This window comes from Cohnella massiliensis, assembly GCF_900169535.1.
Lineage (GTDB): Bacteria > Bacillota > Bacilli > Paenibacillales > Paenibacillaceae > Cohnella > Cohnella algarum.
In genome coordinates this window covers 737,248-763,091 of sequence record NZ_LT821259.1, presented here as the reverse complement: position 1 = coordinate 763,091, position 25,844 = coordinate 737,248, and the positions used below count along the sequence as shown (strand labels likewise).

24 protein-coding genes are annotated in these 25,844 nt (G+C 58.3%); 8 read left to right on the top strand and 16 right to left on the bottom strand.

The annotated features are described in order from the left end of the window. Nucleotides 1–82: 82 nt before the first annotated feature. From B7E11_RS17280 to moaA, 3 genes are all read right to left on the bottom strand, one after another. Complete coding sequence (locus tag B7E11_RS17280; protein WP_080836861.1) at nucleotides 83–1,186, bottom strand: HD-GYP domain-containing protein; 1,104 nt, start codon at nucleotides 1,184–1,186, stop codon at nucleotides 83–85. Between the two features lie 214 nt (nucleotides 1,187–1,400). Further along, nucleotides 1,401–2,882, bottom strand: coding sequence for a bifunctional metallophosphatase/5'-nucleotidase (locus B7E11_RS17275; RefSeq protein WP_245809753.1), 1,482 nt, complete (start codon nucleotides 2,880–2,882; stop codon nucleotides 1,401–1,403). After that, nucleotides 2,872–3,873 (bottom strand): GTP 3',8-cyclase MoaA, encoded by a 1,002-nt coding sequence (moaA, locus tag B7E11_RS17270; RefSeq protein ID WP_080836860.1) that lies wholly within the window; start codon nucleotides 3,871–3,873, stop codon nucleotides 2,872–2,874. Before moaA ends, B7E11_RS17275 begins: the two co-directional genes overlap by 11 nt. Nucleotides 3,874–3,999: 126 nt before the next feature. On the opposite strand from moaA, the gene B7E11_RS17265 reads away from it, so the two are divergent. The 3 genes from B7E11_RS17265 to B7E11_RS17255 all read left to right on the top strand — a co-directional run bounded on the left by B7E11_RS17265 (nucleotide 4,000) and on the right by B7E11_RS17255 (nucleotide 6,342). Then, complete coding sequence (locus tag B7E11_RS17265) at nucleotides 4,000–4,773, top strand: molybdenum cofactor biosynthesis protein (protein ID WP_080836858.1); 774 nt, start codon at nucleotides 4,000–4,002, stop codon at nucleotides 4,771–4,773. Nucleotides 4,774–5,074: 301 nt separating this feature from the next. Then, the gene (locus tag B7E11_RS17260) at nucleotides 5,075–5,386 is read left to right on the top strand and encodes a hypothetical protein (protein ID WP_080836856.1); all 312 of its coding nucleotides are present in this window, start codon (nucleotides 5,075–5,077) and stop codon (nucleotides 5,384–5,386) included. A 104-nt stretch (nucleotides 5,387–5,490) separates the two neighbouring features. After that, nucleotides 5,491–6,342, top strand: a complete 852-nt coding sequence (locus B7E11_RS17255; protein WP_080836855.1) for an ATP-dependent DNA ligase — start codon at nucleotides 5,491–5,493, stop codon at nucleotides 6,340–6,342. Nucleotides 6,343–6,443: 101 nt separating this feature from the next. Here B7E11_RS17255 and sufB read toward each other — a convergent pair whose 3' ends face one another. The 8 genes from sufB to B7E11_RS17215 form a co-directional block, all read right to left on the bottom strand. Then, nucleotides 6,444–7,841: a Fe-S cluster assembly protein SufB gene (gene sufB / locus B7E11_RS17250; RefSeq protein ID WP_080836853.1), complete on the bottom strand. Its 1,398-nt coding sequence runs from the start codon at nucleotides 7,839–7,841 to the stop codon at nucleotides 6,444–6,446. A gap of 47 nt (nucleotides 7,842–7,888) precedes the next feature. After that, entirely contained in the window at nucleotides 7,889–8,335 is a 447-nt protein-coding gene (sufU, locus tag B7E11_RS17245; RefSeq protein WP_080836852.1) for a Fe-S cluster assembly sulfur transfer protein SufU, read from the bottom strand. Next, nucleotides 8,325–9,548, bottom strand: a complete 1,224-nt coding sequence (locus B7E11_RS17240) for a cysteine desulfurase (protein WP_080836850.1) — start codon at nucleotides 9,546–9,548, stop codon at nucleotides 8,325–8,327. Before B7E11_RS17240 ends, sufU begins: the two co-directional genes overlap by 11 nt. Then, nucleotides 9,549–10,853 (bottom strand): Fe-S cluster assembly protein SufD, encoded by a 1,305-nt coding sequence (gene sufD, locus B7E11_RS17235; protein WP_080836848.1) that lies wholly within the window; start codon nucleotides 10,851–10,853, stop codon nucleotides 9,549–9,551. It lies immediately after the preceding gene. A gap of 23 nt (nucleotides 10,854–10,876) precedes the next feature. Further along, nucleotides 10,877–11,656, bottom strand: coding sequence for a Fe-S cluster assembly ATPase SufC (gene sufC, locus B7E11_RS17230; RefSeq protein WP_080836847.1), 780 nt, complete (start codon nucleotides 11,654–11,656; stop codon nucleotides 10,877–10,879). Between the two features lie 211 nt (nucleotides 11,657–11,867). Beyond that, on the bottom strand, nucleotides 11,868–12,437 hold the full coding sequence (locus B7E11_RS17225; protein WP_080836846.1) for a DUF1802 family protein: 570 nt from the start codon (nucleotides 12,435–12,437) through the stop codon (nucleotides 11,868–11,870). 89 nt (nucleotides 12,438–12,526) lie between these two features. Next, entirely contained in the window at nucleotides 12,527–13,903 is a 1,377-nt protein-coding gene (locus B7E11_RS17220) for a DUF4179 domain-containing protein (RefSeq protein ID WP_080836844.1), read from the bottom strand. Nucleotides 13,904–13,922: 19 nt separating this feature from the next. Continuing rightward, the gene (locus tag B7E11_RS17215; protein WP_080836843.1) at nucleotides 13,923–14,489 is read right to left on the bottom strand and encodes a sigma-70 family RNA polymerase sigma factor; all 567 of its coding nucleotides are present in this window, start codon (nucleotides 14,487–14,489) and stop codon (nucleotides 13,923–13,925) included. Between the two features lie 241 nt (nucleotides 14,490–14,730). Between B7E11_RS17215 and mtnK the strand changes: the two genes are divergently transcribed. Both mtnK and mtnA read left to right on the top strand, forming a co-directional pair. Further along, entirely contained in the window at nucleotides 14,731–15,939 is a 1,209-nt protein-coding gene (gene mtnK / locus B7E11_RS17210; protein WP_080836841.1) for an S-methyl-5-thioribose kinase, read from the top strand. Between the two features lie 111 nt (nucleotides 15,940–16,050). Further along, nucleotides 16,051–17,124, top strand: a complete 1,074-nt coding sequence (gene mtnA / locus B7E11_RS17205; RefSeq protein WP_080836840.1) for an S-methyl-5-thioribose-1-phosphate isomerase — start codon at nucleotides 16,051–16,053, stop codon at nucleotides 17,122–17,124. A gap of 113 nt (nucleotides 17,125–17,237) precedes the next feature. Here the strand turns inward: mtnA and B7E11_RS17200 are convergent, their stop codons facing one another. After that, entirely contained in the window at nucleotides 17,238–17,567 is a 330-nt protein-coding gene (locus tag B7E11_RS17200) for a YunC family protein (RefSeq protein ID WP_080836839.1), read from the bottom strand. Nucleotides 17,568–17,763: 196 nt separating this feature from the next. Between B7E11_RS17200 and B7E11_RS17195 the strand changes: the two genes are divergently transcribed. Further along, nucleotides 17,764–18,249 carry a hypothetical protein gene (locus tag B7E11_RS17195; protein ID WP_080836838.1) on the top strand — a complete coding sequence of 162 codons (486 nt, stop codon included), beginning with the start codon at nucleotides 17,764–17,766 and terminating at the stop codon, nucleotides 18,247–18,249. A gap of 63 nt (nucleotides 18,250–18,312) precedes the next feature. Here the strand turns inward: B7E11_RS17195 and B7E11_RS17190 are convergent, their stop codons facing one another. From B7E11_RS17190 to B7E11_RS17180, 3 genes are all read right to left on the bottom strand, one after another. Then, nucleotides 18,313–20,016, bottom strand: a complete 1,704-nt coding sequence (locus tag B7E11_RS17190; protein ID WP_080836836.1) for a sensor domain-containing protein — start codon at nucleotides 20,014–20,016, stop codon at nucleotides 18,313–18,315. A gap of 126 nt (nucleotides 20,017–20,142) precedes the next feature. Then, nucleotides 20,143–20,514 (bottom strand): DUF423 domain-containing protein, encoded by a 372-nt coding sequence (locus B7E11_RS17185; RefSeq protein ID WP_080836834.1) that lies wholly within the window; start codon nucleotides 20,512–20,514, stop codon nucleotides 20,143–20,145. A 119-nt stretch (nucleotides 20,515–20,633) separates the two neighbouring features. Beyond that, nucleotides 20,634–21,425, bottom strand: coding sequence for a lipase family protein (locus B7E11_RS17180; RefSeq protein WP_080836832.1), 792 nt, complete (start codon nucleotides 21,423–21,425; stop codon nucleotides 20,634–20,636). Nucleotides 21,426–21,612: 187 nt separating this feature from the next. Between B7E11_RS17180 and yhbH the strand changes: the two genes are divergently transcribed. Further along, entirely contained in the window at nucleotides 21,613–22,758 is a 1,146-nt protein-coding gene (gene yhbH, locus B7E11_RS17175) for a sporulation protein YhbH (RefSeq protein WP_080836830.1), read from the top strand. A 288-nt stretch (nucleotides 22,759–23,046) separates the two neighbouring features. Beyond that, the gene (locus B7E11_RS17165; protein WP_080836826.1) at nucleotides 23,047–23,946 is read left to right on the top strand and encodes an AraC family transcriptional regulator; all 900 of its coding nucleotides are present in this window, start codon (nucleotides 23,047–23,049) and stop codon (nucleotides 23,944–23,946) included. A 134-nt stretch (nucleotides 23,947–24,080) separates the two neighbouring features. Here the strand turns inward: B7E11_RS17165 and B7E11_RS17160 are convergent, their stop codons facing one another. Continuing rightward, nucleotides 24,081–25,127, bottom strand: coding sequence for a glycoside hydrolase family 88/105 protein (locus B7E11_RS17160; protein ID WP_245809752.1), 1,047 nt, complete (start codon nucleotides 25,125–25,127; stop codon nucleotides 24,081–24,083). Nucleotides 25,128–25,844 lie beyond the last annotated feature (717 nt).

The following is a 25,844-nucleotide window of genomic DNA, read 5'->3' as shown; positions in this document are numbered from 1 at the left end:
TTAGCGGTCAGTGTTTCGGAAAGCAAACAAAGCCCCCGGAACGGATCGCTTCCAAGGGCCGAAAAACGCCGTCCCTTCCGAATCAATTCACTTCGATAGGGCCCGGATTTACTTTTGTAATCATCACGGACAACTGCTTGGACAGGTCGAGATCGTAAGGCGCCTTGAGCTCTTCTCCCGCCTCGTTCGCCACGACCCGGACGACCGGACGCTGCATGCTGGCCGAGTTAATGTCCACCACGACCGCCGTTTCGCCGGTGCTCAGCTGTACGGTCATGCCGACCGGATAGGTCGCCACCTTGTCGCGGAAAACGCACAGCTTCTCCGTATCGTACAACGTGCCGCTTCCCGAAAACAGCGACTCCACCGCCTGATGCGGCAGCATCGCCTGTTTGTAAACCCGGTTCGTCGTCATGGCGTCGAACGAGTCGACAATGCCGATCCATTTCGCGTAATCGTGGATTTCTTCGCCCTTCAATCCGCGAGGATAACCCGTTCCGTTCATCCGTTCGTGATGCTGAAACGCGCAATGGGCCGCAATAAGCGAAATGTTCGGCTCGTCCTTGAGCAAATAAAATCCCCGTTCGGTATGACGCTTCATTTCCTCGTATTCTGCGTCAGACAGCTTTCCCGGTTTCAGCAGCACCTGCATCGAAATTTGCGTCTTGCCGACGTCGTGCAGGAGAGCGCCTACCCCGAGCGTGAACAGCTCGTCCGTGTTATACCCGTGCGCGATGCCGAGCAGCGTCGAATACACGCACACGTTCAAGGAGTGCATGTACAAGTAATGGTCCACCGTATGCAAATTCATCAGCATGATCATCGCGTCTTTGTTGCGCATCAAATCGTCCAGCACCGATTGCATCACATTGCGGACGTTGCGCCCGATATACGGATACATGCCGACGTTTCGCCGGCCGGGTTGATCGATATAATCGCGAAAAACGTTCCGAATCGTCGACAGCGCCTGTTTTTGCGTCTCCTCGTTCAACAGGTCGGGAATTTCGATGCCTTCCGTTTCCGGATCTTGTATGTACAGGTAATTTATTCCATTCTGAGCCAATTTCCGAATCAGAGTTTCCGTCAATTCGACTTCTTCCGCCAACAGCACGATGCCTTCGTCTGAGTAGATTTTCTTGCCCAGCTTCATGCCGGGTCTGCAAAGCGTGATCGGCATCATGCGCATTCTTCAATTCTCCTCCTTCCATTCGTTGCGTTTCCAGTCCAAATCTTTTAACTCATTTTAATGTAAGAGATTTCAGAAAAGACGGCAAGAGCTATGTCGAAAATTGTATAGTTTTGATTAAAAAACCGGGCCTTGCCCATCGGCAAAGTCCGGTTTTCTCCCTGCGGAGGCACGAAAACGACGATTCCCGCCGGCTTGCGTCCGAGGTTTTCGGTTATGAAGCGCCCTGTTCCGTTTTCAGGTGCCAGCGCGGCGCGTTGCAGTCGGCGAGCGCATCCGCGTCGTTAAGCGCGTCGCTCAAAAGGTCCCGAATGAATTCCGGAAGAAAATAACGCACCACGCGGCCTTCCTTCAGCCCTTTGTAGCCGACTCCGAACGTAAACATATCCAGCGTACCCACGGCGTACTCGCGCCCGTCCTCCAACGGAATTCCGCCTACGAGCACCTCGCCCACCCGCTCGTAAGGCGGCCGCGTTTCGTCCGCGTACACCTCCATCCCGTCGAAGCAAAGCGTGCCGAGCTGCTTGCCGCGGAAGCCGAAGCCCTGAAACCGAAGATCGATAAATTCCGGCAGCAGGCTTTCCTCGAGCGCCCGGCGCAAAGCGTCGCCTCTCAGCATGATGAGGCACGGATTGATCGGCGAGGGACAGATGCGGTGAATGTCGCCTTTCGTTACCGCACCCGCCGACAGGCCCTCGAGCAATTGCCCGGCGTTGGTCAAGCCGATTTCCGCCCCGGTCGACTTGCGGAGCGCGGCGGCAAGCAGCGTGCCGAGCGGATTCTCGCGGGCAGGATCGGACGGAAGCGGGCGGGCGAGATGGGCGACAACGCCGTTCATGGCCGCATCCGCCTGCTCGCGAAACGACCGAACGATCGCTTCCGCATCGGAATCGGGCGGAAGGTCGGCGGTCGGGATGCAGCGCCCCCGAATGCCGATCTGTCCCGTCGCTGCGTTTTTCTCGATTTGAACGATCCCGATGTGGAACCCGAACTTGCCTGCCGCGCATACCGTCGTTCGGCCGATCGTGAGCGGCGTTTCCAGCAAATGGTGCGTGTGGGAGCCCAGGATGAGATCGATTCCGTCGACGGCCGCGGCGAGTCGTTCGTCCATCCATAAACCGAGATGGGAGATGACGACGACGACATCCGCCCGCTTTCGCAGTTCGGGCACGAGGCGGGCGGCCGTTTCGATCGGATCGTCCGCCTCCCAGCCCAATAGCCGGTAATAATCGTTAAAAGCGGCCGTAAGGCCGAGCAGGCCGATTTTCAGGCCGTCCTTCTCCGCGAGCATGAACGGGATCATCCAGGAGGGCTCGCTCCCGGTTTCGGCCCATTTCAAATTCGCGCACACGACCGGAAACGGAGCCGAGTCGAACATGCCGTCCAACTGCTCCCGGGTCCACGTAATGCCCTCGTTGTTGCCGAGCGTCACCGCGTCGTAGCCCAGCCGCTCGAGCAGCGCCCGATTGACGGCCCCGTTCGTGCCTTCCGTCTCCGGGCGAACGCGGTCCAAATAGTCGCCGCAATCGATCAGCAGGAGCCGATCCGGCTCGATTCGGCCGCGAATTTCTTTTATATAGGAAGCGATCCTCGCAGCCTCTTCCAGGTGGCTGTGAAGATCGTTCGTGTGAATCAGCGTAACCTTCGCATCCCGTTCGATCGTTCTCCCTCCCAGCCCAAGCCCGTCAGCCGCCAATTTGCGACATCCGTCTTTCCGTAGGCACGTGCGACTGCGCCTCACCCGCAAGCAGCGCAGCCATTTCGTGATTTTCCGGCTTGATCTGCATCGCCCGCCTGAACAAAGCCTCCATCGCCTCGCTCGAGCCGAGCGCTTCCCGCACGTTCAGTTCGTCCATCCAGTATAGGCAAGGCTTAATATGCCCGTCCGCCGTCAGTCTCAGCCGATTGCAGCTTTTGCAAAAATGATCGCTGATCGGATGAATCAGACCGAAAGAGCCCGCTCCTCCTTCGATCCGCCAATTTTCCGACGGGCCGCTTCCGACGGGAGCCGGCTCGGCCTGAAGCTTGAACCCGAGTCGTTCCGCTTCCTCCAGAACGCGGGTGAGCGGCAAGTAGGAATTTCGCCAGTTCGCATCGTCATGGCCGATCGGCATATATTCGATAAACCGCACGTGAAGCGGCTGTTCGTAGCTTAACCGCAAAAAAGACCCGATCTCGTCCTCGTTGATGCCTTTAAGCAGGACGCAGTTCAGCTTGATCGGGGCGAGTCCCGCTTTTCCCGCGGCCTCGATGCCTTCGACGACTCGTTTCAATTCTCCCCGGCGGGCGATGAATCGAAACCGCGAAGCGTCCATCGTATCCAGGCTGATATTGACGCGGCTGAGGCCGGCTTCCTTCAGCTTTTGCGCTTGCGGCGCGAGCAGCATGCCGTTGGTCGTCAACGCAATCTCCTCGATGCCGGGAATCGCCGACAGCTCGCCGATCAACTCGTGAAGGTTGGGCCGAACGAGCGGCTCGCCTCCCGTGATCCGAAGCTTGGATATCCCCATTCGGGCCGCCGTCGATACGATTTCGGCAATCTGAGGGTAAGTCAGCAGCCGGTCCTGGTTCATAAACTGCATGCCTTCCTCCGGCATGCAGTACAGGCATCGCAAATTGCACCGGTCCGTGACGGATATCCGCAAATACGTATGTTTTCTTCCAAACCGGTCGATCAAATCAGACATCCGTCCATCCCTCCAGACTTCCATCCTGCAATAGTTCTCGCCATTATTCCTAGCATAACATTTTCCGGGGCGTTATGGTATGCTTGAGCAAAGGATGATCTATCGCCGAACGGAAGGATGACTGACATGGAACAATCAATTCGCTGGCGCGTTTCCTTGTTCGCCGGCCTTGCCGAACGATTCGATGCAAGAATGCTGATTCTGGAATCCGAAACTTCCGAAATGACGGTCAGGGATCTGAAACGAACGATCAGCGAGAAATATCCCGATCACGCCGATCTCGTCGCGATTTCGTTTATGGCACGCAACCAGGAGTTTGCCGCGGACGACGCGAGGATAACGTCGGAAGACGAATTGGCTCTGCTTCCTCCCGTGTCGGGAGGAGAGGATGCCGGTTCTCGGGATGAGTCGGACGTCGCCCGAACGTCGGAGCGATATGCGATCCTGCAGGACAAGCTGGAACCCGACGCGGTTTTGTCCCTCGTCGCCCATCCCGATCACGGCGCTTCTGTCGTGTTTGTCGGCACGACCCGGGAATGGACCGCCGGCCAGCGAACGGTGCTGCTCGAATACGAGGCTTACGTGCCGATGGCCGTCCGGGAAATGCGGCGGATCGGCGACGAAATCGGCGAGCGCTGGCCGGGAACGCTTTGCGCGATTCACCATCGCATCGGTCCGGTCGGCATCGGCGAAGCAAGCGTCGTCATCGCCGTCTCTTCCCCGCACCGCGCGCATGGCTATGAAGCGAGCCGATTTGCGATCGAGAGGCTTAAGCAGACGGTCCCCATCTGGAAAAAAGAAGTGTACGAGGACGGCACGGAGTGGAAAGGGCACCAAACGGGACCGTGGAATCCGCTGGCCCGGCCGGAGCCGGCCGAGCCGCCCGCGAACGGATTTTAGGATTGACGGTTGCGGACCTTCGTGTTAAGTTGGCGTAATACCCGCTTTTGCGGGTCCTATCATGAGGAGTGAAAGGCTTTGACGCTTCCGATTTTTGACCGTTTTATCGAGGGCGCCGTATCGACATTAAAGGAAGACGGACCGGATCGAAAATCCCCTCGTCCTTTGGGAGCGGGACGAGGCAGCCTCGCAGGCGCTCCGTCTAACCGAGCCCTCCCCGCCGCAGCTCGATCCTCAGTGGATCGAGGACCGGTTCTGGGTTTGGGTCCATTACGGCGCCGCCAAGCTGGGACGCGGGGAGTTGTACGAGCTGATCGATCATCTCGCCTACATGCGCGGAGCCGTCCTCGGGCCTTTGATGGCGCGGGCCGCGGGGCAGATGCCGAGAGGCGTGCGCAAACTCGAAACGCTGGCGGCCGCGTACGCCCGCGAGCTCGCCGAAACCGTTCCGCGCCATCATACCGCCAGCTGCTATAAAGCGCTTCAGGCGACCATCGGGCTGTATCGGACGCTGCGAAGCCAAATTCAAGGCCTTGAACTACGAACCGAAGCGGAGGAAGTATCCGTTCGGTATTTGGACGAGGTTTTTGCCGAAGTCACGGAACGAACCTGAAGTCGAAATCCGAAGCTGCCGCTTTCAAAGATTTACCTGACCCGCGCCGTTGTTCGGAGTGCTACAATCGATATATTATCGCGATATACGGATGGTGTACAGGTATGTTTATTCCCCCGATGCCGCTTGAACCGTGCGAACGGCCTTTCGACGACGACCGTTACTTGTTCGAGCCGAAAATCGACGGCCGGCGGCTTATCTTATCGATGGAAAACCGGATGGTCAAGCTCTATACGCGCAACCGGTTCGATGTGACTCGCCAATACCCCGAGCTCCATTTCGTCCCGATCGACGACGGCACGGATACGGTATTGGACGGAGAAGTCGCCTCGATCAATCCGGACACGGGCATGGTCGAGCTGGAAGAAATCGTGAAACGACTCCGAATGAAAAAACCGATGAGCATTCGCGAAGCTTCCGTAGGAAGGCCGGTCCGTTACTTCGTGTTCGATATTTTGCGCTACAAGGGCGAAGACGTGCGCGCATGGCCGCTTACGGAGCGCAAAGCGCTGCTATCGGAGGTGCTCGGGGAGAACCGGTTCTTTGGCCGCATCCCGACCGTCGACGGAGCCGGGACGGCTTTGTTCGAGGCGATTCGAAGCATCGATCTGGAAGGCATCGTGGCGAAGCGAAAAGAAAGCCTCTATGACAGCGAGAACGGCCGGAATTGGCTTAAAATTATCAATTACAAATATGCCACGGTATCCATCGTCGGCTACCGCAAAAACCAGTTCGGCTGGCTGGCGCAGGAGAACGGCCGGGACGCGGGCGTCATCGAGCTCGGCATCCAGCCTCCGTTTCGCCAAGCGTTTTACGGGGTGTCCAAAGCGATTCGCACGGGAGAGGACCGGGACTACGTTTACGTTCGGCCCGTCCTGCAAGCCGTCGTCCGGTTTCGGCACCGAAACGCGGCCGGAAAGCCGGTCTCGCCGGAGTTCGTGCGGTTTGCCGGATAACCGGCGCGGCGCCGGCGCTCTGACGGAGATCACGGCCCTTTACGCAAAAAAAACGATCCGCGGCACAAATCCGCGGATCGTTTTTTTGCGTTTGTTCAGGCTTACCCGATGCTGCCTTCCATTTCGAACTTGATCAGGCGGTTCATTTCGACCGCGTACTCCATCGGCAGCTCCTTTGTGAACGGCTCAATGAAGCCCATGACGATCATCTGCGTCGCTTCCGCTTCCGAAAGGCCGCGGCTCATCAGGTAGAAGAGCTGGTCCTCGGATACCTTGGAAACGGTCGCTTCGTGCTCCAGCGTCACGTTGTCGTTCAGGATTTCGTTGTACGGAATCGTGTCGCTCGTCGACTGGTTGTCGAGGATGAGCGTGTCGCATTTGATGTTCGACTTCGCGCCTTCCGCGTTGCGTCCGAACGACGCCAAACCGCGGTAGGTGACTTTGCCGCCGTGCTTGGAAATCGACTTGGAGACGATCGTCGACGTCGTTTCCGGCGCCAGGTGGATCATCTTCGCGCCCGCATCCTGGTGCTGGCCTTTGCCTGCTACGGCGATGGAGAGCACCATGCCTTTGGCGCCGCGGCCTTTCAGAATGACGGCCGGGTATTTCATCGTCAGCTTGGAGCCGATGTTGCCGTCGACCCATTCCATCGTCGCGTTCTCTTCGGCGACGGCGCGCTTCGTGACGAGGTTGTAAATGTTCGGCGCCCAGTTTTGGATCGTCGTGTAACGGACGCGCGCGTCCTTCTTCGCGATGATCTCGACGACGGCGCTGTGCAGCGAGTTCGTGCTGTAGATCGGCGCCGTGCAGCCTTCGACGTAGTGAACGAAGCTGCCTTCGTCGGCGATGATCAGCGTGCGTTCGAACTGGCCCATGTTTTCGGAGTTGATCCGGAAGTACGCCTGCAGCGGAATTTCGCATTTGACGCCTTTCGGGACGTAAATGAAGCTGCCGCCCGACCATACCGCGCTGTTCAGCGCGGCGAACTTATTGTCGGCGGCCGGAACGACGGTGCCGAAATATTCCTTGAAAATTTCCGGATGCTCGCGCAGCGCGGTATCCGTATCCGTGAAAATAACGCCCTGCTTTTCGAGATCTTCCTGCATCGAGTGGTAGACGACCTCGGACTCGTACTGAGCGGACACGCCGGCGAGGAATTTCTGTTCGGCTTCCGGGATGCCCAGCTTGTCGAACGTCGCCTTGATTTCTTCCGGCACTTCCTCCCAGGTTTTCCCTTGCTTTTCGGAAGGTCTTACGTAGTATTGAATATCGTTGAAATCGAGATCGTCCAAATCGCCGCCCCAGCGCGGAAGCGCCATCTTGTTGAACTGCTCCAGCGACTTGAGGCGGAAGTTCAGCATCCATTCCGGTTCGCCCTTGATTTCCGAAATCGTGCGGACGACTTCGGGGGTCAGCCCTTTGCCGGATTCGAACACCGCTTTATGCTCGTCGCGGAACCCGTACTTGTAATCTTCCAACTCGGGCATTTGTTTCGCCATGACGATCAACCTCCTTGTTAAAAATGGTTATTGAAAACGAGCATGCCTTATTCTTCTATACCCTCGTGCCGGCCCTGTCCGTGCTCGACGCCTTTGCGCAAAGCGTTCCAGGCCAGCGTCGCGCATTTGATGCGGGCCGGGAATTTGTTCACTCCGGACAGCGCCTCGATCTCCTCGTCGTCCCCGAAATCGACTTCTTCGCCTTTCATCAGGGACGAGAACTTCTCGGCCAGCTCCAGCGCCTCGGCCGTCGTCCGCCCTTTGACCGCTTCAGTCATCATCGAAGCCGACGACATGCTGATCGAGCAGCCTTCTCCGGTAAAACGGGCGTTGCGCACGATCCCGTCCTCGATTTGCATTTGCAAGCTGATGCGGTCCCCGCAAGTCGGATTGTTAAGGTTCACCGTGACGGACTCGTCGTCCATCGTTCCGCGGTTGCGGGGATTTTTATAATGATCCATGATGACGCGGCGATACAGGTCGTCAAGGTTCATAGCCGAAAAACTCCTTTGTTTTGACCAGAGCGTCGGCCAGACGGTCGACATCCTGTTCGGTATTGTACAGGTAAAAGCTCGCCCTTGCCGTCGCGCTGACTTCGAGCCAGCGCATCAGCGGCTGGCAGCAATGGTGTCCGGCCCGGATGGCGATGCCTTCCGTATCCAATACGGTCGCAACGTCATGGGGATGAATGTCGCCAAGATTAAACGTAACGAGTCCCGCGCGTTCCTCGCGAGGCCCGTAGATCGAAATGCCGTCGATGGCGGAAAGCCGCTCGATCGCATAGCGGGTCAACTGCTTTTCGTGCTTGTCGATGGCGTCCAGCCCGACCGACTCGAGAAAATCGATCGCCGCCCCGAGTCCGACCGCCCCGGCGATGATCGGAGTCCCGCCTTCGAATTTCCACGGAAGCTCCTTCCACGTCGATTCGTAAAGGTCGACGAAATCGATCATTTCCCCGCCGTATTCCACCGGCTCCATCCGCTCCAGCAGCTGCGCCTTTCCGTAAAGCGCGCCGATTCCGGTCGGGGCGCACATTTTATGGCCGGAAAACGCATAAAAATCAACATCGAGCGCCCGAACGTCAACCTTCAGATGAGGCGCGCTTTGGGCGCCGTCGACGACGATCACGGCTCCGTTCCGGTGGGCGATCTCGGCGATTTTGGCGATCGGATTGACCGTACCCAGCACGTTCGAAACGTACGTGACGGAAACGATCTTCGTGCGCGCGGTTATCGTGCTTTCCACGTCCGCGAGCGAAATCGTGCCGTCCGGCTGGAGCGGAATATATTTGAGCGTCGCGCCCGTCGCCTTGGCCGCCTGCTGCCACGGAATGAGGTTGCTGTGATGCTCCATCGGGGTGATGACGATTTCGTCGCCTTCCTTGAGCGTCTGCCGGGCGTAGCCGGAGGCGACAAGGTTGAGGCCCGCCGTCGTTCCGCGATTGAAAATGATTTCGCGCGCGGAAGCGGCGTTCAGAAATCGGGCGACCTTTTCCCGCGCTCCTTCGTAAGCGTCCGTCGCCCGGGAACCGAGCGTATGGACGCCCCGGTGAACGTTGGCGTTATCCCATTCGTAATAACGTTTCACCGCTTCGATGACGCTGCGGGGCTTTTGCGAGGTGGCCGCATTGTCGAGATACACGAGCGGATGATCGTTCACGTTTTGGTGCAAGATCGGGAATTCGGCTTTAAGCGCGTTAACGTCCATTTAGCCCAGCTTCCTTTCCAGAATCCGGTGGAGGTCTTCACGCAGCCCTTCGAGCGGGATTTCCGAAACGACCGGATCGAGGAACCCATGGATGATCAGCCGTTCCGCCTCCTGCTTGGAGATGCCGCGGGACATCAGGTAGTACACCTGCTCCGGATTGACCTGGCCTACGCTTGCCGCGTGGCCGGCTTTGACGTCGTCTTCGTCGATCAGCAAAATCGGATTCGCGTCTCCGCGCGCCTTCGGGCTGAGCATGAGCACTTTTTCCGTTTGCTGCCCGTTCGCTTTCGTGGCGGCTTTCTCGATTTTCGTAATGCCGTTGATAATCGCCGTCGCTTCGTCTTTCATGACCGCGCGGGTAATCATGTCGCTTTCGGAGGAGCGGCCGAAGTGAACCGCCTGCGTCGTGACGCTCATCCGCTGATTTCCCGTGCCCACGGTAATGATCTTGGCGTCCGAAGAAGAGCCGTTCCCTTGCAGGATCGACTTCGTATCCGTCAGCGTGTTGCCGCTGTGCAAATCGCCTACGATCCATTCGATGCGGGCGTCGTTATCCACGACCGCGCGCCGGTAAGACACGTCGATCGCCGCCTGTTCCATATGATGCACAGCCGCGTAACGGACATTCGCGCCCCCCTTGGCGAACACTTCGACCGCTCCGTTATGAAGCAGCGTGCCCGAAGCCTCGCCGAGCGAACTGAACAGCTGTTCCACGAACGAGACCCGGCTGTTCGCGTCGGCCACGATCAAAATATGCGGAGCGAGCGTCGCTTCCGCGTCGTCCGCGTAAACAAGCGCCTGGATCGGACTGTCGATCTCCACGTTCCGGGGAACGTACAGAAACACCCCGCCGTTCCACAGCGCGCCGTGCTGCGCCGCCAATTTGTGTTCGTCGCGCTTGTACGCGGTCATCAGATGCTTGCCGACGATCTCTTCGTGCGTCTTCGCGGCTTCTTCCAGGCTGGAAAGCACGACGCCCTTCGCCTTGAGCTCTTCGGACAGACGCGTATACACGACGGAAGAATTATGCTGAACGATCAACGCTTCCGGCATTTGCTCCGGAAGCAGATCCGCGATTGCTTTCGGCAGTTGCGAGAAGTCGGCCACGGGATTGCCCGGCCGATAGGCGCCGTGCGAATCCAGGCTCCACCGCTGGATCGGCGTTTTCTCCGGTTTCGGAAGCTCAAGCTCCGTCGCCCATTGCCCCGCTTCTTCCCTCCAGGCGACGAGCCATGCCGGCTCGTTCTTGCTGCGGGCGAGAGCGGCTGCCGCCTCGCGGCCGAAAGAGGTGGTCGGTGTACTCATGATTGCTAGCCTCCCTTATCCTCTTACGCTTGGCCAACCGTCTCGTCGACGATTCCCAGCTCTTCTTTGACCCAGTCGTAGCCTTCGGCTTCCAGACGCTCGGCCAATTCCGGCCCGCCCGACTTCACGATGCGGCCTTGCATCATGACGTGCACGAAATCCGGCTTGATGTAGTTAAGCAAACGCTGATAGTGCGTGATGATCAGGAAGCTGCGCTCCGCCGTACGCATCGCGTTGACGCCCGCGGCAACGATTTTCAGCGCGTCGATGTCAAGACCCGAGTCGATTTCGTCCAGAATAACGAGCTTGGGCTCAAGCATCATCATTTGCAAAATTTCATTCCGCTTCTTCTCGCCGCCGGAAAAACCTTCGTTCAAATAACGGTGCATGAACTCGGGATTCATTTCCAGCTCTTTCATTTTGCCTTCCATCAGACGGATGAACTTGATCAGCGAAATCTCGCTGCCTTCCTCGCGGCGGGCGTTGATCGCGCTGCGCAGGAAGTCGGAATTCGTCACGCCGGTAATTTCGCTCGGATATTGCATCGCGAGGAACAGGCCGGCGCGGGCGCGCTCGTCCACCGCCATTTCCAGAACGTCTTCGCCTTCGAGAAACACTTCGCCTTCGGTCACTTCGTATTTGGGGTGTCCCATAATAGAGGAAGCGAGCGTGCTTTTGCCGGTGCCGTTCGGTCCCATGATGGCGTGAACTTCCCCGCCTTGAATGCTCAGGTCGAGACCTTTCAAAATTTCTTTGCCTTCAATGGTCGATTTCAGACCACGGATTTCGAACAAGCTGGACATTGTGCGATTCCCTCCAGAATTCAGATGCGACAAGCTGCGGTTGACCGCTTCGCTTCCAGCCATGCCACCTGCTGCCGATCCTTATTTATAATTATTTTAATTTGATTCTCAATGATTCTCAACCACCATTTTATGAAAAGGCGATGAAAAAAGCAAACCGGGCCTGCCCGCTTTTTGCGGAATAAACCCGGAATGCGGCAAGATCCGTCGCTCAGCCCCGAACAGCGCGCGACAGAAGCTCCGCTTGGTTCGCGAATTGCCGATCGTCCAAAACCGGCTTGCGCGTCCGTTGCGCGATCTCTTCCTCCAGGCGCAGCCACGACTTGCAGCCGCCGTAGCTGTCGCTTTCGGGGATTTCGATCGGTTCGTCGAACTTGAAAACTCGCAGCAGCAGCACGTGCAGCGGCTTCGTTTTTTTCCACTTCAGCCGTTCCTCCGCATAGTCTGCCGTCCATATGTGCAGCTCATTCAGCCGTTCCAGCGTCTTTGCGTCCGTCACTTCGTAATCCTCCGCCGCCTCGGCGTAGGAGGTCAACCGAACCCTTCCGGGGTTCGCGGCCGCTTCCGCGCGCGTCGCTTCGACCGCATCCCGGAATTCCGGCTTTACCAGTTCGGGGCGCTGATGTTCATAGGAAGGAAAAAGATAAAATTCCGGGCTTTCCAGCCGGAACTCCTTCGTCTCCTCGGCAATTCCTCCCTTGCGCAGCACGATCGCCTGCCGGCCTTCCTCCAGCGCGCGCACGGCGACGGCCCATTCCCTGAGCGCAATCGGTCGTTCCATGGAGTCGTTCCTTTCTGTGCCGTTTTTCGTGCAGCTTCCATTATAACACATTTGACGGTACGAAGCCGCTGATCTTGGCACCGATGTTGTCAGACGGAACCAGGAATAGCGAATTCAAGCTCTAATTCGTTCAGGAATTCGCGAGTTTTCGCAGGCTGCGTAATGAAGACAAGCTCGGCATCTTTCGGGACCGGAGCGAATTCCTTTTCATACCGGCGCTTGAAAGGATCGAGGGTTTTCTCCGCTTTCATCGGATTTCGGGGTACGTCCGCTCCATCGGCCGTTTCAAGCGACAACATGTTCGCTTGCTCTTGCGGACTCGAGCCGATAACATCGTAGCGTACGACCGTTTTGTCCGCTTCTAAAATAACCTCGGTGATCCGCAATTCTCCTGACTCTCCTTGGGGCAAGACGAGCGGAGCGTCCTCGGAGGGCATTTCGTTCATCCGTATGCGGTATTCCGCTTTGGGCGCATTTTGATAAAAATAGGGACGAAAAAAAAGCTTGGTCGTATTTTCAGGTGCGGGACCGAACTGAATTTTCCAGCTTCCCCGCGATACGGCGCTCCCGGCTTCGGTCGTCATCCCGGATTGGGAAGAGATCAGCTCCAGCGCGATTCCATCCCCGTCCATCAGTTCGAAGCCGATCGGCAAATTAACTCCGGAAGGCTGGCTGTAATCGAACTCGATTTCCGTCGTCATTGGAGTCAGCTTCACTTCTCGGACTGAAATTGAGATTTGGCGGTTGGAAGAAGCCGCTATTGGCTCGATTATTTTCGAGTTTTCCTTAAGCGAGGAGATCGGGAACGAGAACGACCAATCGCCCGTTCTATCTCCTATTTTCGAAACTTTAAGGCCGACGACGAACGAATCCGGCAACCGCTCCGGCGGTGTTACATCAATAAATCCTACAAGCTTTCCCGATTCGTCTTCCACCGCGCTCCCTTTTCCAGCGTAACGCTCGCTTTCTCCTTTTATGTTCCAAGCGTAATCCATTGTGATGCCGTATTCTCCCGGTGCCGGTTCTACCTTGCGTCCATCTGCCGTTTTCATGGCAAATGCCGCCGAAAATCGGATGCCATCATACACGGCCTTTTCTAGCGTGAGACGGATTCCGTTCGACGTATCCGTCAGTCCAACGGCTGTTGTCAGTCCGGCAGTATCCGTTTGTCGAAGCCCCCAATCATGGGCTTGGGCAAAAATCGATCCGACCAAAGGCAATTGGCGTAACGCGGCCTCTGCCTGAGGAGATAATGCAGCGGCGGCCAACGCCGATCCGACCGCAATCGCCACCGCGGACGACATTGCCACAATGCGTGAGGCCAATCCGCGTCGTTCTTTCATTCTCCGTTCGGGAAGCGATCGGAGCGTCTCGTCGATTTTCCGTTCGATTGTCTCCGGCACTCCGGATACGGCTGCTTTATTTCGGACAGCCCGCAGCGCTCTTTCCACATCGCTAAAGTTCATCGTTTATTTCCTCCCATCCCTATTTCTCAAGAGCCGAACCTCCCGGCACTTCTCCTGCCGGCGCGTTTTCTTCCGGTCCCCGGAGCCATTTTGCCAGTAGCCTCCGCGCCCGGTGCAGCCGCGATTTTAACGTTCCTTCCGGCACGTCCATTACTTTCGCGATTTCTCCCAATGGCAAATCCATAAAGTAGTGCAACCTGACGACCGTCTGCAGGGACTCGTCCAGTTGGCGAACGGCCACGTATAAATCGATCTCCGGCTCCCGAACGTTCCCGTACTCCTTTCCCGCTAACGCTTCCGTCCACGGAACCGTAATTTTTATCCTTCTCCGCATCCGATGGCATTCCCGCAGCAAAATCCGAAACATCCATGTCCGGAAATAAGCCGGTTCTTTCAGTTTCGGCAGCCCTCGATAAGCGCTCAGAATCGCCTCCTGGATCGCATCCGCACAGTCGGCGTCGTTTTCCATGAATGAGCGGGCCATTCGGTACAAATCAGTCTGCATCTCTTTTACCAATTTTGAAAAGGCCTCGTTGTCGCCTCTTCGCGCGCGTTTGACGTCTTCCAAATGTTCATATTCCGGCAAGCATGCCTCCTCCTTTCGCGCAACGGCAAATATTCTTTAACGTTCCTATTTATTAGAGGCATGGCGTGCCGAATCGGTTCGATTGCCGACCTTAAACGCACCAAAACGATATATGCCCCCGTGCTTAAGCATCGTTTGCGCTTTCCGGCTTTTATCCGCCCCCGAATTGCATTATACTGACTAGTGACGCGAATGGACCCTACGACGGGACAAGCAGCCAACTTCTCGATGAGGTGAAAATATGAGCAATTATCATCCGTTAACCGAAGCCGAGGCGATCGAGATCGCGAAGACGATCAAGGAGGCGTTTCCGACCGGCGAGGAGCTGGTCTGCCGGGAGATCGGCGACGGCAATTTGAATCTGGTCTTTCATATTACCCAGCCCGCGACCGGGCGCAGCCTGATCGTCAAGCAGGCGCTGCCGTACGCCAAGGTCGTCGGCGAATCGTGGCCCCTCTCGCTGGACCGCGCCCGCATCGAAGGCGAAGCGCTGATTTTGCAAGGCAAGCTGGCCCCCGGACTCGTTCCCAAAGTATACAAAAACGACAACGAGCTGGCGCTCACCGTCATGGAGGACTTGAGCGACCATGTCATCATGCGCCGCGGCCTGATCGAGGGCGGACGCTACCCGCGCTTTGCGGAGCATATTTCCGAATTTATGGCCCGCACGCTGTTTTTCACTTCCGACCTGGGCTTCAACCAACAGGAGAAAAAGCGCGCGGTCGGCTCGTTCATTAACCCGGACTTGTGCAAAATTACCGAGGATCTGATTTTCGACGATCCTTATTACGATTCGCCCAACAACAGCATCGAGCCCCATCTGCGCGACGCCGCGGAAGCGATCTGGCAGGACAAGGCGCTTCATCTGGAAGTGGCCGTCCTCCGCGAGAAGTTTCTGACCCAGGCGCAGGCGCTGCTTCACGGCGACCTGCACACCGGCAGCATCTTCGTCACGCCGGAGTCGACGAAGGTGATCGATCCCGAGTTCGCTTATTACGGCCCGATCGGCTTCGACGTCGGCGCCGTCATCGCGAACTTGCTGCTGAACTTCGCCGGCCAGGAACATTGGAGCCAAGACGAGGCCGCCCGCAAAGACAGCCGCGAATATTTGCTCGGCACGATCCGCGACGTGTGGACGCTGTTCGAAGCCAAGTTCCGCGCGCTGTGGAACGAGCACGGCATCGACCGCATTTCCCGCACGCAAGGCTACCAGGACGAATATATGCTGCGCCTGCTCCGGGACAGCATCGGCTTCGCCGGCGCCAAAGCGGTGCGCCGCATTTACGGCTTGTCCCACGTCATCGACATCGACAATATTCCGGATGCGGGCGTTCGCAACCGCGCCCAGCGGATCGCGCTGGCGATCGGCACGGAACTGATCAAGACGAACCGCAAAGCGGAGTCGATCGAACACGTCGTCGCGATCGGTCGGCGCGCCGTAAACGCCTGAGCGGCTTGAGCGGCCCGAACTCCCCCGGGCCGGCTGTAAGATCCCGCCTTGCGAAGGGCCGCGTCCGGTCCGCAGCGGCGTCTTGCCGCAAACCCGAAAGGAGAAACCGACATGAGCACCGACAACCTGTCCGCAGCCTCCAAAGTGCTGCAATCCGTCCGTTGGGCGGAAGGAGCGCTGGAACTGCTCGATCAACGGCTGCTGCCGGAAGAAACCGTCTATTTGAAATTGAAAACGCCCGAGGACGTTTGGGAAGCGATCCGCGAGCTGAAAGTCCGCGGCGCCCCGGCGATCGGCATTTCCGCCGCCTACGGCATCGTGCTCGGCGCGGCCCCCGTCTCCGGAAGCGCCAAGGATGTGGCGGCCGAGGTTCGGCGTCACGCCGACTATCTCGCCACGTCGCGGCCGACGGCCGTCAACCTGTTCTGGGCGCTCGACCGGATGAAGGCGAGAGCCGAGGAATTGGCCGAGGCCGGACTGACGGCCGAAGAGGCCGTCGCCGCGCTGCTCGACGAAGCGAAGCAAATCCAGGCCGAGGACGAGGAAACGAACCGGCGGATCGGGGAGCACGCCCTTACGCTGTTCAAGGACGGCATGGGCGTGCTGACGCACTGCAATGCCGGCGGGCTTGCGACCGCCAAATACGGCACGGCGCTGGCGCCCTTCTATTTGGCGCTTGAGCAAGGCATCGCGCTGAAAGTATTCGCCGACGAGACGCGGCCCGTGCTGCAGGGCGCGCGCCTGACGGCGTTCGAGCTGCAGCAGGCCGGCGTCGACGTGACGCTCATCTGCGACAACATGGCCGGACACGTCATGTCCAAAGGCTGGGTGCAGGCCGTCATCGTCGGCACCGACCGCGTCGCGGCCAACGGCGACGTCGCGAACAAGATCGGCACCTACAGCGTGGCCGTGCTCGCCAAGGCGCACAACATTCCGTTTTATGTGGCGTGCCCGATGTCGACGATCGACCTGTCGACGCCGACCGGCGCCGATATTCCGATCGAGGAGCGCCGCGCCGACGAAATCACGCACGGCTTCGGCAAACGCACCGCCCCGGAAGGCGTCAAAGTGTACAATCCCGCCTTCGACGTGACGCCTAACGAGCTCGTCACCGCCATCATTACCGAGAAGGGCATCGTCAGGGCCCCGTACGACACCGGCTTGCGCCGGCTGTTCGAGTCCTGAAACAACGGCCGACATCAAAAAGGCTGACCCGCGGCAGAGCGTTTCCGCCGATCGGGTCAGCCGATTTTGCTTTTGTCCGGAATTCCCACGAACCGGTCATCGCTCCCTTGAACTTACGCGCCGTGCGGCTCGACGCTGCCCTTCGCGAGACGGGAGACCGCGTCGCGGCCGATCATCCCCGGCACGATCCCTCTGTTGCGGGCTTCGTGCGTAACCGACTCCAACGGAGCGTCAAGCAGCTGCTCGAGCGTTCGAACGCCTACCGCCCTTCCGGCCACGATGCCGCGATCGGCAAGCCGTTCGTTGAGCAGGCCGACATCGAGCGCGCCGCACATAATATATCCTTCTCCCGCCGTCACCGCGATAAGCGTCGTTTTCGGCAGCAGCACCTCGACCCCCAAAGCCGTGTGCCCCTCGATTTCGATCGGGACGAGACGAATCATTCGATTTCACCTCCGGGTTTGTCAAACTTGGATAAAAATGGGCCGTTGGGACGAATTCCCACACGATATCGTATGATCCTTTTGCCCTATGAAGCTCCCGTTAAATACCTACTTGGGTCTATTTTAGGCAGCATGAACGTGGTATAGTTAAGAGCGGACATTATCATCGGGGTGTAAGATGGAGGCTAGCAAAAAGATGGCAAAAGGGAAATCGGACGCGGACGGATCTTTCCTTTTCAAGGTGGACATCCTCGTGCACGCTTCGTCCGGAAGCGCGGCGCTGGAGCAGCTGCTTCGCGGCTTGAACGGAGGGCAATTTTCGGATTTCCGGATTGAATCCGGGGTTCAACTCGGCATGAAGATCGAGGAGGAATTGGCCAAAACGGTCGATAAAACGCCAATCGCGATCGAACCGGCCGAAAAAGGCGCAAAGACCGCAAAAACCGACAAAACCGAAAAGACGCCGCTCTCGACCGAATCGCTCGACTCGCGGATACGCTTGTACATTCAGACGAACAAGCTGATCCGGGTCCGGGTCAATAAGGGCAAAGGGGTCAAGCTGGACATGCCTTGCCGCATCGTCAACTTCGATCCCGAGCAGCAATTGATTACGTTATACCACGTCGATGAAAAACGAGTGTATTCGATCTTCCTTAACGAGATCGACGATTTTATCGAATAAAGCGCGAACGCCGCAGCCTGTCGAAGAGGCTGCGGCGTTTTTTCGCGGGATGGCATGCCGGCATCAATGCTTGATGGGCAGCACGCTTTGGTTCCAAAGCAATTCCTCGACGCTTTCTTTCGGAAGCGGAGGGCTTCCGAAGTAGCCTTGCATTTCGTCGCAGCGGTGGGTTCGGAGGAATTTGACCTGCTCCTCGGTTTCCACGCCTTCCGCGATGACTTGCAGCTGCAGGTTGTGCGCCATCGCGATGATTGCCGAAACGATGGCCGCGTCGCTCGGATCCTGCTGGATGTCCCGCACGAACGAGCGGTCGATCTTCAGGCTGCCGATCGGGAAATTGCGCAAATAATGAAAGGAGCTGTAGCCCGTTCCGAAATCGTCGATGCTGATGCCGACGCCGAGATCGGCAAGCTCCCGCAAAAACGAGGAGGCGCGTTCGACGTCCATCGTAATGCTTTCGGTGATTTCCAGTTCGAGGTAGCTCGGATCCAGTTCGGTTTTTTTCAAAATGCCGGCAATATTCCGGATGAGATTGCGCTGCATAAATTGGCGAAACGACAAATTGACGGACACCGGAATGGGCGTCATGCCGGCATCCTGCCAGCTTTTATTCTGGCGGCACGCCTCCTGCAGCACCCATTCGCCCAGCGGCACGATGAGCCCGCTCTCTTCCGCCGCCGGAATGAACTCGCCCGGAGGGACGAGACCGCGCTCGGGATGCTTCCAGCGCACCAGCGCCTCAAGCCCGACGATCCGGCCCGTTGCCAAGTCGTACTGCGGCTGATAATAAAGGAGAAACTCCCCGTTTTGCAGTGCTTTCTTGATTTCGTGCTGCAGCGTCAGCTTATGCAACGCGGTATGGGCGATCTCCGACGAGAAAACCAGATAATCGTTCCGGCCGTTCTCCTTCACGCGATGAAGCGCGGTATCCGCCTTTTTGAGGAGGGCGACCGCGTCGTCGATCGTTTCGTTCATCATGGAAATGCCGATGCTTATCGAAATATGGAGCGGCACGCCCGCAAGCTCGAACGGGCTCTCGAACAATCGCATCAGCTCGTCCATCCGGCCGGACAGATCGTCCGCGTCCCTGAGCGACGTGAGCAAGCCGGCGAACTCGTCGCCTTCCATCCGCGCCAAATTGCCGGCCTCCCCGAAGAAGCCCGACAGCCGTTCCGCGATCATCATGAGAAGCATGTCCCCGAAGTCTCTTCCGTACGAAGCGTTCACCAGCTTGAATTGATCGACATCCAGGTAGCAGACCGCCAGGCGGTCGTTCTTCTTATACGCTTCGGTCAGCTTTTCCTCGAGTCTCGCGGTGAAAAAACGCCGGTTCGGAAGGCCCGTCATATCGTCGTTGTACGCCATAAACCGGACCTTTTCCAGGGATCGCTTCCGCTCGCTGATATCCTGGAAAAAAACGAGAATGCCGACCGTCTTGCTCCGTCTCGTGAGCGGAGCGGTATCGATGCTTAAATCGACCGGGTGTCCGTCTTTGGTCATGACCCGGATTTCTTGCGTGCATTTCTCCCCCGCGAGCGTCCTCTCGAACACTTTCATCGTGATTTCGTACGACTGGCTGTCCAGCAGCTCGGAAAAGGATCGGCCGGATAACTCCGCCGTCGTGTAGCCGAACATCTTCTCCGGATCCCGATTGATATCCATGAAACGGCCGAGACGATCGATGACGGCAATGGCTAACGGACTGTTGTGATAAAGCGAGTGAAGCAACTCGTTTTGGAAAGCCGGATTGTCTGACCATCCGTCCACGTGGCGCCATCCTTCCTCCCGTGAGGGAAACATGACAACTTATGTATGCTTCCATTATAAAACAAAATGGCGCTTTACAGAACAAGCTTTTCCAACTAAATTCTCGACCCGCCCGGGCGTTCGACGCTATTTCTTCCGGGCGGCCATAAGAAGGCAAATCCAGCCGGCCAGCAGCGCGACTCCGCCGATCGGGGTGACGGCTCCCAGCACGCGAATACCGCTGAACACGAGAACGTACAAGCTCCCGGAAAAAATAACGACCCCCGCAAGCATCAGGCGCGCGGACCAGCGAACGAGCCCAGGCGACGACAGCCGCTCGGACAACAGCGCCGCGATCAAGATTCCAAGCCCATGGTACATTTGATAACGCACGCCGGTTTCAAAAATATCCAAATCTTCGGCCGACAGCCGCTCTTCGAGCACATGCGCGCCGAAAGCGCCGAGGGCGACCGCCAGCAGCGCGATTGCCGCTCCGATCATCGTATAGTTCCGCAGCAATGAATAAACCTCCCCGTCGAAAACTGCCGGTTCCGCTCGAAACCGGGTACCCTCATCATACCTCGGAGAGGCCGCCTCTGCCAAATGGAACCAAGCCTCGCTTGCGCCGCAAGGCGGGTTCAAGACTTCGGCTCCGGGCACAAGCCGGGGTTGGCGAGCGACAGCTCCAGCGCATAATCGGGACTTAGCCCGGCCAGATGCTCGTAGTAACGGTCGAGAGCGTGATTGGCCGCTAAGGAGCCGGCCTGGAAAGACAGGATAAAGGCGCTGCGCACATGATTGTAATAGTAGGTTTTATCGCTTGCCGGCATGCGAAGCACGAACGGCGGCAGCTGGGCGACCGGGTCGAACGGATTGGCGATGCGGAAGCTGGTTTTCACCTTGCCGTTGAACGCCTTCACGAAAGCGGGGTCGCCGACCCGGGGCGCTCCGTACGTGTAGACGGTTGGCGGCCGGCCTTCGCTCCGCGAAGCCAGATCGAGCGCGCATAACGTGGCCAGCGCTCCTCCGAGACTGTGGCCGGTCGCATAGATCGGTTTGTCCGGGGGCAGCCGCTTCAAGGCGGCGACGATTTGCGCTCTCGCCGAGCGGTAAATTTGCGTGAAGCCTTGATGGGTTTGTCCGGCGTTTTTCGCATAAGGGCAGGGAACCTGGTAGGCCAGCGCGTCCGATACCCAATCGGAAGTCGAAATCGTGCCGCGAAACGCGATCAGGATTTCGCGGTCCGATTCCAGAATAAACCCGAACCTTTCCCTGCTTCGGTCGAAGGACTTCGCCTCGATGATTTCGACCTGCCGGAACCCTTGCGGAACGGCGAAGCTCCCGTCCTTGTTTTTGTAAAGCTCATAGGTTTGACTGCAAACGGCCGCCAAAAACACGGCCCGATCCGGATCGAATCCGCCTTTGCGCATCCCGCACTCCCCCTTATTGCAGTTTATGGATGGGGAGGGCGACAGGTGCCTAACCGCGCCGGCGGCTACGCCGAATTGTCGCACAATTGGACCAAGCTTCGGTCAATTCGCACACATTCTTTCCGCGCATTCGAATATATTGAATAACACACAAAAAAAGCCCAAGGCGGAAAAGGTGGTGTTACGCATGGCTGAACCGGCTTTTATCCTGTCCCGCGAAGACTGGTCATTGCACCGAAAAGGATACCAGGATCAGTCGCGGCACCAGCAGAAAGTTCGGGATGCGATCAAGCAAAATTTGCCCGACTTGCTGTCCGAGGAGAACATCGTACTGTCCGACGGCAAACAAATTATTAAAATTCCGATACGCAGTCTGGACGAATACCGGTTCGTTTATAATCACAACAAGCGCAAGCACGTAGGCCAAGGAAACGGGGACAGCCAGGTGGGGGACGTACTCGGCACCGATCCGGCCAGCGCTCCCGGCAAAAACGAAGGCGCCGGCGACCAGCCCGGAGAAGACGTCGTCGAGGCGGAAATCTCGATCGCGGAGCTCGAAAATCTGCTGTTCGAGGAGCTGGAGCTTCCTTATTTGAAGCAGAAAGAAAAAGAGCAGATCGAGGTGCAGGAGGTTCGTTTTACCGACGTCAGGCGGAAGGGCATCATGTCCAACATCGACAAAAAGCGAACGATTCTGGAAAATCTGCGCCGCAATTCGCGCGAAGGCCGCAAGGAAATTCACGGCATCTCGCCGGACGACCTGCGCTTCAAAACGTGGGAGGAGATCGTCAAGCCGCAAAACAACGCCGTCATCCTCGCCATGATGGACACGTCCGGATCGATGGGATCCTTCGAAAAATATTGCGCGCGCTCGTTCTTTTTCTGGATGACGAGGTTTCTGAGGCGCCAATACGAAAAAGTAGAGCTCGTTTTCATCGCGCACCATACGGAAGCGAAGGAAGTGACCGAGGAGGAATTTTTCACCCGCGGCGAAAGCGGCGGCACGATCTGCTCCTCCGCCTATATCAAGGCGCTCGAGATCATCGACAGCCGTTATCCCCCGTCGCGCTACAACATTTATCCGTTTCATTTTTCCGACGGCGACAATCTGACGAGCGACAACGAGCGCTGCGTGCGGCTGATCAAGGAAATGCTGAACCGCGCCAACATTTTCGGCTACGGCGAAGTGAACCAGTACAACCGCTCCAGCACGCTGATGTCGGCCTACAAGCACATGGACCATCAGCAGTTTCTGTATTACGTCATCAAGGAAAAAGGCGAAATCTACAACGCGTTGAAGACGTTTTTCAAAAAGCGCGAAGCGGCCGTGTAAAGCGGCAGGGCCGCCCTTCCGGCAGCGCTGGCCGGCGGGGCGGCTTTTTTGTCCTCGCCGGTCAGCGGCGGCCCCCCTTCCGCCAGACCGAATCCTTGAAACCGGATTCTCGGGCGATGGCCTTCGCTTGGCCGCCCTTTGGCCTGCATGTCCGGACAAGCCTGCCCAGCCGTCTCGGGGGAGGGCCCATCGAAAAGCGGCTCTCTCGCGCATCGCCCGGGCGGATGTAATTTAAGTTGATTTTTCGTATTGAGAGCGCTTAAATTTAGATTTGAGGGGGGTGCGACCATGACGCGAGATCCGGCGCTTTTCTTTCAGCGGGACGAATTCACCGACCGCTTTCTGGCCGAATATCCCGTTCGTTGCGAGCTGAGAAACGGCCCGATCGGGCGGAGCCGGCTCCATTTTCACGACGGGTTCGAGTTTTATTTGCTGCTGGAGGGCTCGGGTTCGTACACGGCGGGCGACCGCCTGTACCCTTTGCATGCCGGGACGCTCACCGTCATTCGACCGCAGGTCATTCATCATCCGCACTCCGCGCCGGGGCAGCCCGTGAAACGGTACGTGCTGTCCGTCGGCGAATCTTATATGAAGCTTCTGAACCAGGCATGTCCGGCGGCCGAAGGCGGCATCGACGCTCTGCTCACGGCCCCGGGGATGGAGGCGGGCCATTATTTTCTTTCGCTGCCCCGTTTGGACCGGGCTTGTTCGCTGCTGGAGGAGCTTGCGTCCTGTCTTCGGGACAGGCAGCCGAAGCGCGAACTGGCCGCGCTCCGATGCCTGTCCGAATTTTTGCTGCTCGCGATCGATTTAAAGGACGACGCCGGCGCACTCGAAACCGGCAAGACGGAAGACGAACGGTTGATCGGGGACGTTCTGTCGTACCTCGTCGCGCATTACGACGAACCGTTGCGCATCGACGACTTGCTGGAACGTTTCCCCGTGTCGCGCTCCCGTCTTTTCGCCCTTTTCAAGCAAAAGACGGGACACACCGTCAAGCAATTTTTGGCCGAGTACCGGCTGAACAAAGCCAAAGCCTACCTCGCCGGCACCTCCCTGCCCGTCATGGAAGTCGCCAGCCGCACGGGCTTCGGGGATTTGTCGCATTTTTTCCACCTTTTCAAAAAAGAAATCGGGCTTACGCCCTTGCAATACCGCTCGAAGGCGTCGGGCCGGCGCGGCACATAGGAGGCTCCGGCCCGCCGGCAACCGGGTATTCCCCCTCCTCCGAGCGGCAAAGACCCGGATCGACGGATGAGACGGATCCCCCGCAAGCGAAATCGGCCAGGCATTATGCCATCTGCCGACGGCCTGACGTTCGTTCAGACGGAAATCCCTCTGCGCATGGCCTCCGACAGGAGCATCAGCGCAAGACCTTGTCCGTACAGCGTCGGATAGGTCGGAATCTCGTTGTAGGCTTCGATGCTGGGCATAACCGGAGTGCCTCCCGATACGCCGCGCACGATGCCGCTTTCGTCGATTTGGGCCATTACGGCTTTTAACGTTCGCTCTGCCGACGTCCGATAACGGTCATTCGCTTCGATTAAACCCGCATCCATCGCTTTCCACAAGCCGTAGCCGATCCCCGCGCTGCCGGATGTTTCCCGGTAAAAATCGGGACGATCCATCACCGTGCTCCACAAGCCGTCTTCCCGTTGAAAGCGGACCAGCCCTTCCATCAGCCTGCCGTACCGTGTCTTGAGCTCCGCCGAGACGGCAACGAGCGGTTCGATTTCCTTCAGAATAAGCGGCACGCCCGCCGCTACCCAGGCGTTGGCCCTCGTCCATCGCGCGGCCGACATATGGTCGGCGGTGCCGCAATTCCACCCGTGGAACAGAACGCCGCTGTCCTCGTCCTCAAGCAGTCTGAGGTGCAACAAGACTTGCCGTTGCGCCTCCTCGGCGAAGTCCGGACGCCTCGCAAGCGAAGCCGTTCGAGCCAGAAACAATACGGCCATAAAGACGGTATCCGCCCACACCTGTTCGGGAAACGCCGCATTTTCCGTTACGGTATGCTCGAACGCGCCTTCCCTCGTGCGCGGCGCCGCCGCTACGAGCCATTCCGCCACTCTGACCGCTTCGTCGCGATACCACTCCGCACCGTATTCCCGATACAACGCCGGAAAAACGGCATAGGGAGCCACCGCGTTCACAACCGGGGCCCGGCTGGCCTTTTCCTTGTTTTTTTCCACCCAGTCTCGCAAATAAGCCATTGCTTCCGGCTGGCGATCCGATTCGGAATGCTCCAGCATGGCGATGACCCCGACGCCCGGAACCCAATCCCATTGATGAATATCCATTCCCCACTCGCCGGCATGATCCCGGATCATTTGCTGGCGTACCCTAAGAGCTTGCTCCCGCAGCGACACCCTTGCTCACTCCCTTGAACGATTTACGAACATCGTAACATCTTACCCGAACGAAACGCTTGGGCTTCCGTCCCGAAAAAGTGGGGAAAAGTCCAAATTGCCGCGTTCGGCCACATGTAGCGCACCGGGGGCGCTTCTTGCGCGCAATCCGCCTGCGCCAGGCTGCATGTAGCGCACCGGGTGCGCTTCTTGCGCGCAATCCGCCCGCGCCAGGCTTCATGTAGCGCACCGGGGGCGCTTCTTGCGCGCAATCCGCCCGCGCCAGGCTACATGTAGCGCATCGGGGGCGCTTCTTGCGCGCAATCCGCCCGCGCCTGGCTACATGTAGCGCACCGGGTGCGCTTCTTGCGCGCAATCCGCCCGCGTCAGGCTGCATGTAGCGCACCGGGTGCGCTTCTTGCGCGCAATCCGCCCGCGTCAGGCTGCATGTAGCGCACCGGGTGCGCTTCTTGCGCGCAATCCGCCCGCGCCAGGCTTCATGTAGCGCACTGGGTGCGCTTCTTGCGCGCAATCCGCCCGCGCCAGGCTTCATGTAGCGCACCGGGGGCGCTTCTTGCGCGCAATCCGCCCGCGCCAGGCTTCATGTAGCGCACCGGGGGCGCTTCTTGCGCGCAATCCGCCCGCGCCAGGCTTCATGTAGCGCACCGGGGGCGCTTCTTGCGCGCAATCCGCCCGCGCCAGGCTTCATGTAGCGCACCGGGTGCGCTTCTTGCGCGC

Coding starts and splice junctions, on each gene's coding strand:
- B7E11_RS17280 (WP_080836861.1), bottom strand. CDS start 1,186: ATGCGCATGATGCCGATCACGCTTTGCAGACCCGGCATGAAGCTGGGC.
- moaA (WP_080836860.1), bottom strand. CDS start 3,873: ATGTCTGATTTGATCGACCGGTTTGGAAGAAAACATACGTATTTGCGG.
- B7E11_RS17265 (WP_080836858.1), top strand. CDS start 4,000: ATGGAACAATCAATTCGCTGGCGCGTTTCCTTGTTCGCCGGCCTTGCC.
- B7E11_RS17255 (WP_080836855.1), top strand. CDS start 5,491: ATGTTTATTCCCCCGATGCCGCTTGAACCGTGCGAACGGCCTTTCGAC.
- sufB (WP_080836853.1), bottom strand. CDS start 7,841: ATGGCGAAACAAATGCCCGAGTTGGAAGATTACAAGTACGGGTTCCGC.
- sufU (WP_080836852.1), bottom strand. CDS start 8,335: ATGAACCTTGACGACCTGTATCGCCGCGTCATCATGGATCATTATAAA.
- B7E11_RS17240 (WP_080836850.1), bottom strand. CDS start 9,548: ATGGACGTTAACGCGCTTAAAGCCGAATTCCCGATCTTGCACCAAAAC.
- sufD (WP_080836848.1), bottom strand. CDS start 10,853: ATGAGTACACCGACCACCTCTTTCGGCCGCGAGGCGGCAGCCGCTCTC.
- sufC (WP_080836847.1), bottom strand. CDS start 11,656: ATGTCCAGCTTGTTCGAAATCCGTGGTCTGAAATCGACCATTGAAGGC.
- B7E11_RS17225 (WP_080836846.1), bottom strand. CDS start 12,437: ATGGAACGACCGATTGCGCTCAGGGAATGGGCCGTCGCCGTGCGCGCG.
- B7E11_RS17220 (WP_080836844.1), bottom strand. CDS start 13,903: ATGAACTTTAGCGATGTGGAAAGAGCGCTGCGGGCTGTCCGAAATAAA.
- mtnK (WP_080836841.1), top strand. CDS start 14,731: ATGAGCAATTATCATCCGTTAACCGAAGCCGAGGCGATCGAGATCGCG.
- mtnA (WP_080836840.1), top strand. CDS start 16,051: ATGAGCACCGACAACCTGTCCGCAGCCTCCAAAGTGCTGCAATCCGTC.
- B7E11_RS17200 (WP_080836839.1), bottom strand. CDS start 17,567: ATGATTCGTCTCGTCCCGATCGAAATCGAGGGGCACACGGCTTTGGGG.
- B7E11_RS17195 (WP_080836838.1), top strand. CDS start 17,764: ATGGCAAAAGGGAAATCGGACGCGGACGGATCTTTCCTTTTCAAGGTG.
- B7E11_RS17180 (WP_080836832.1), bottom strand. CDS start 21,425: ATGCGCAAAGGCGGATTCGATCCGGATCGGGCCGTGTTTTTGGCGGCC.
- yhbH (WP_080836830.1), top strand. CDS start 21,613: ATGGCTGAACCGGCTTTTATCCTGTCCCGCGAAGACTGGTCATTGCAC.
- B7E11_RS17165 (WP_080836826.1), top strand. CDS start 23,047: ATGACGCGAGATCCGGCGCTTTTCTTTCAGCGGGACGAATTCACCGAC.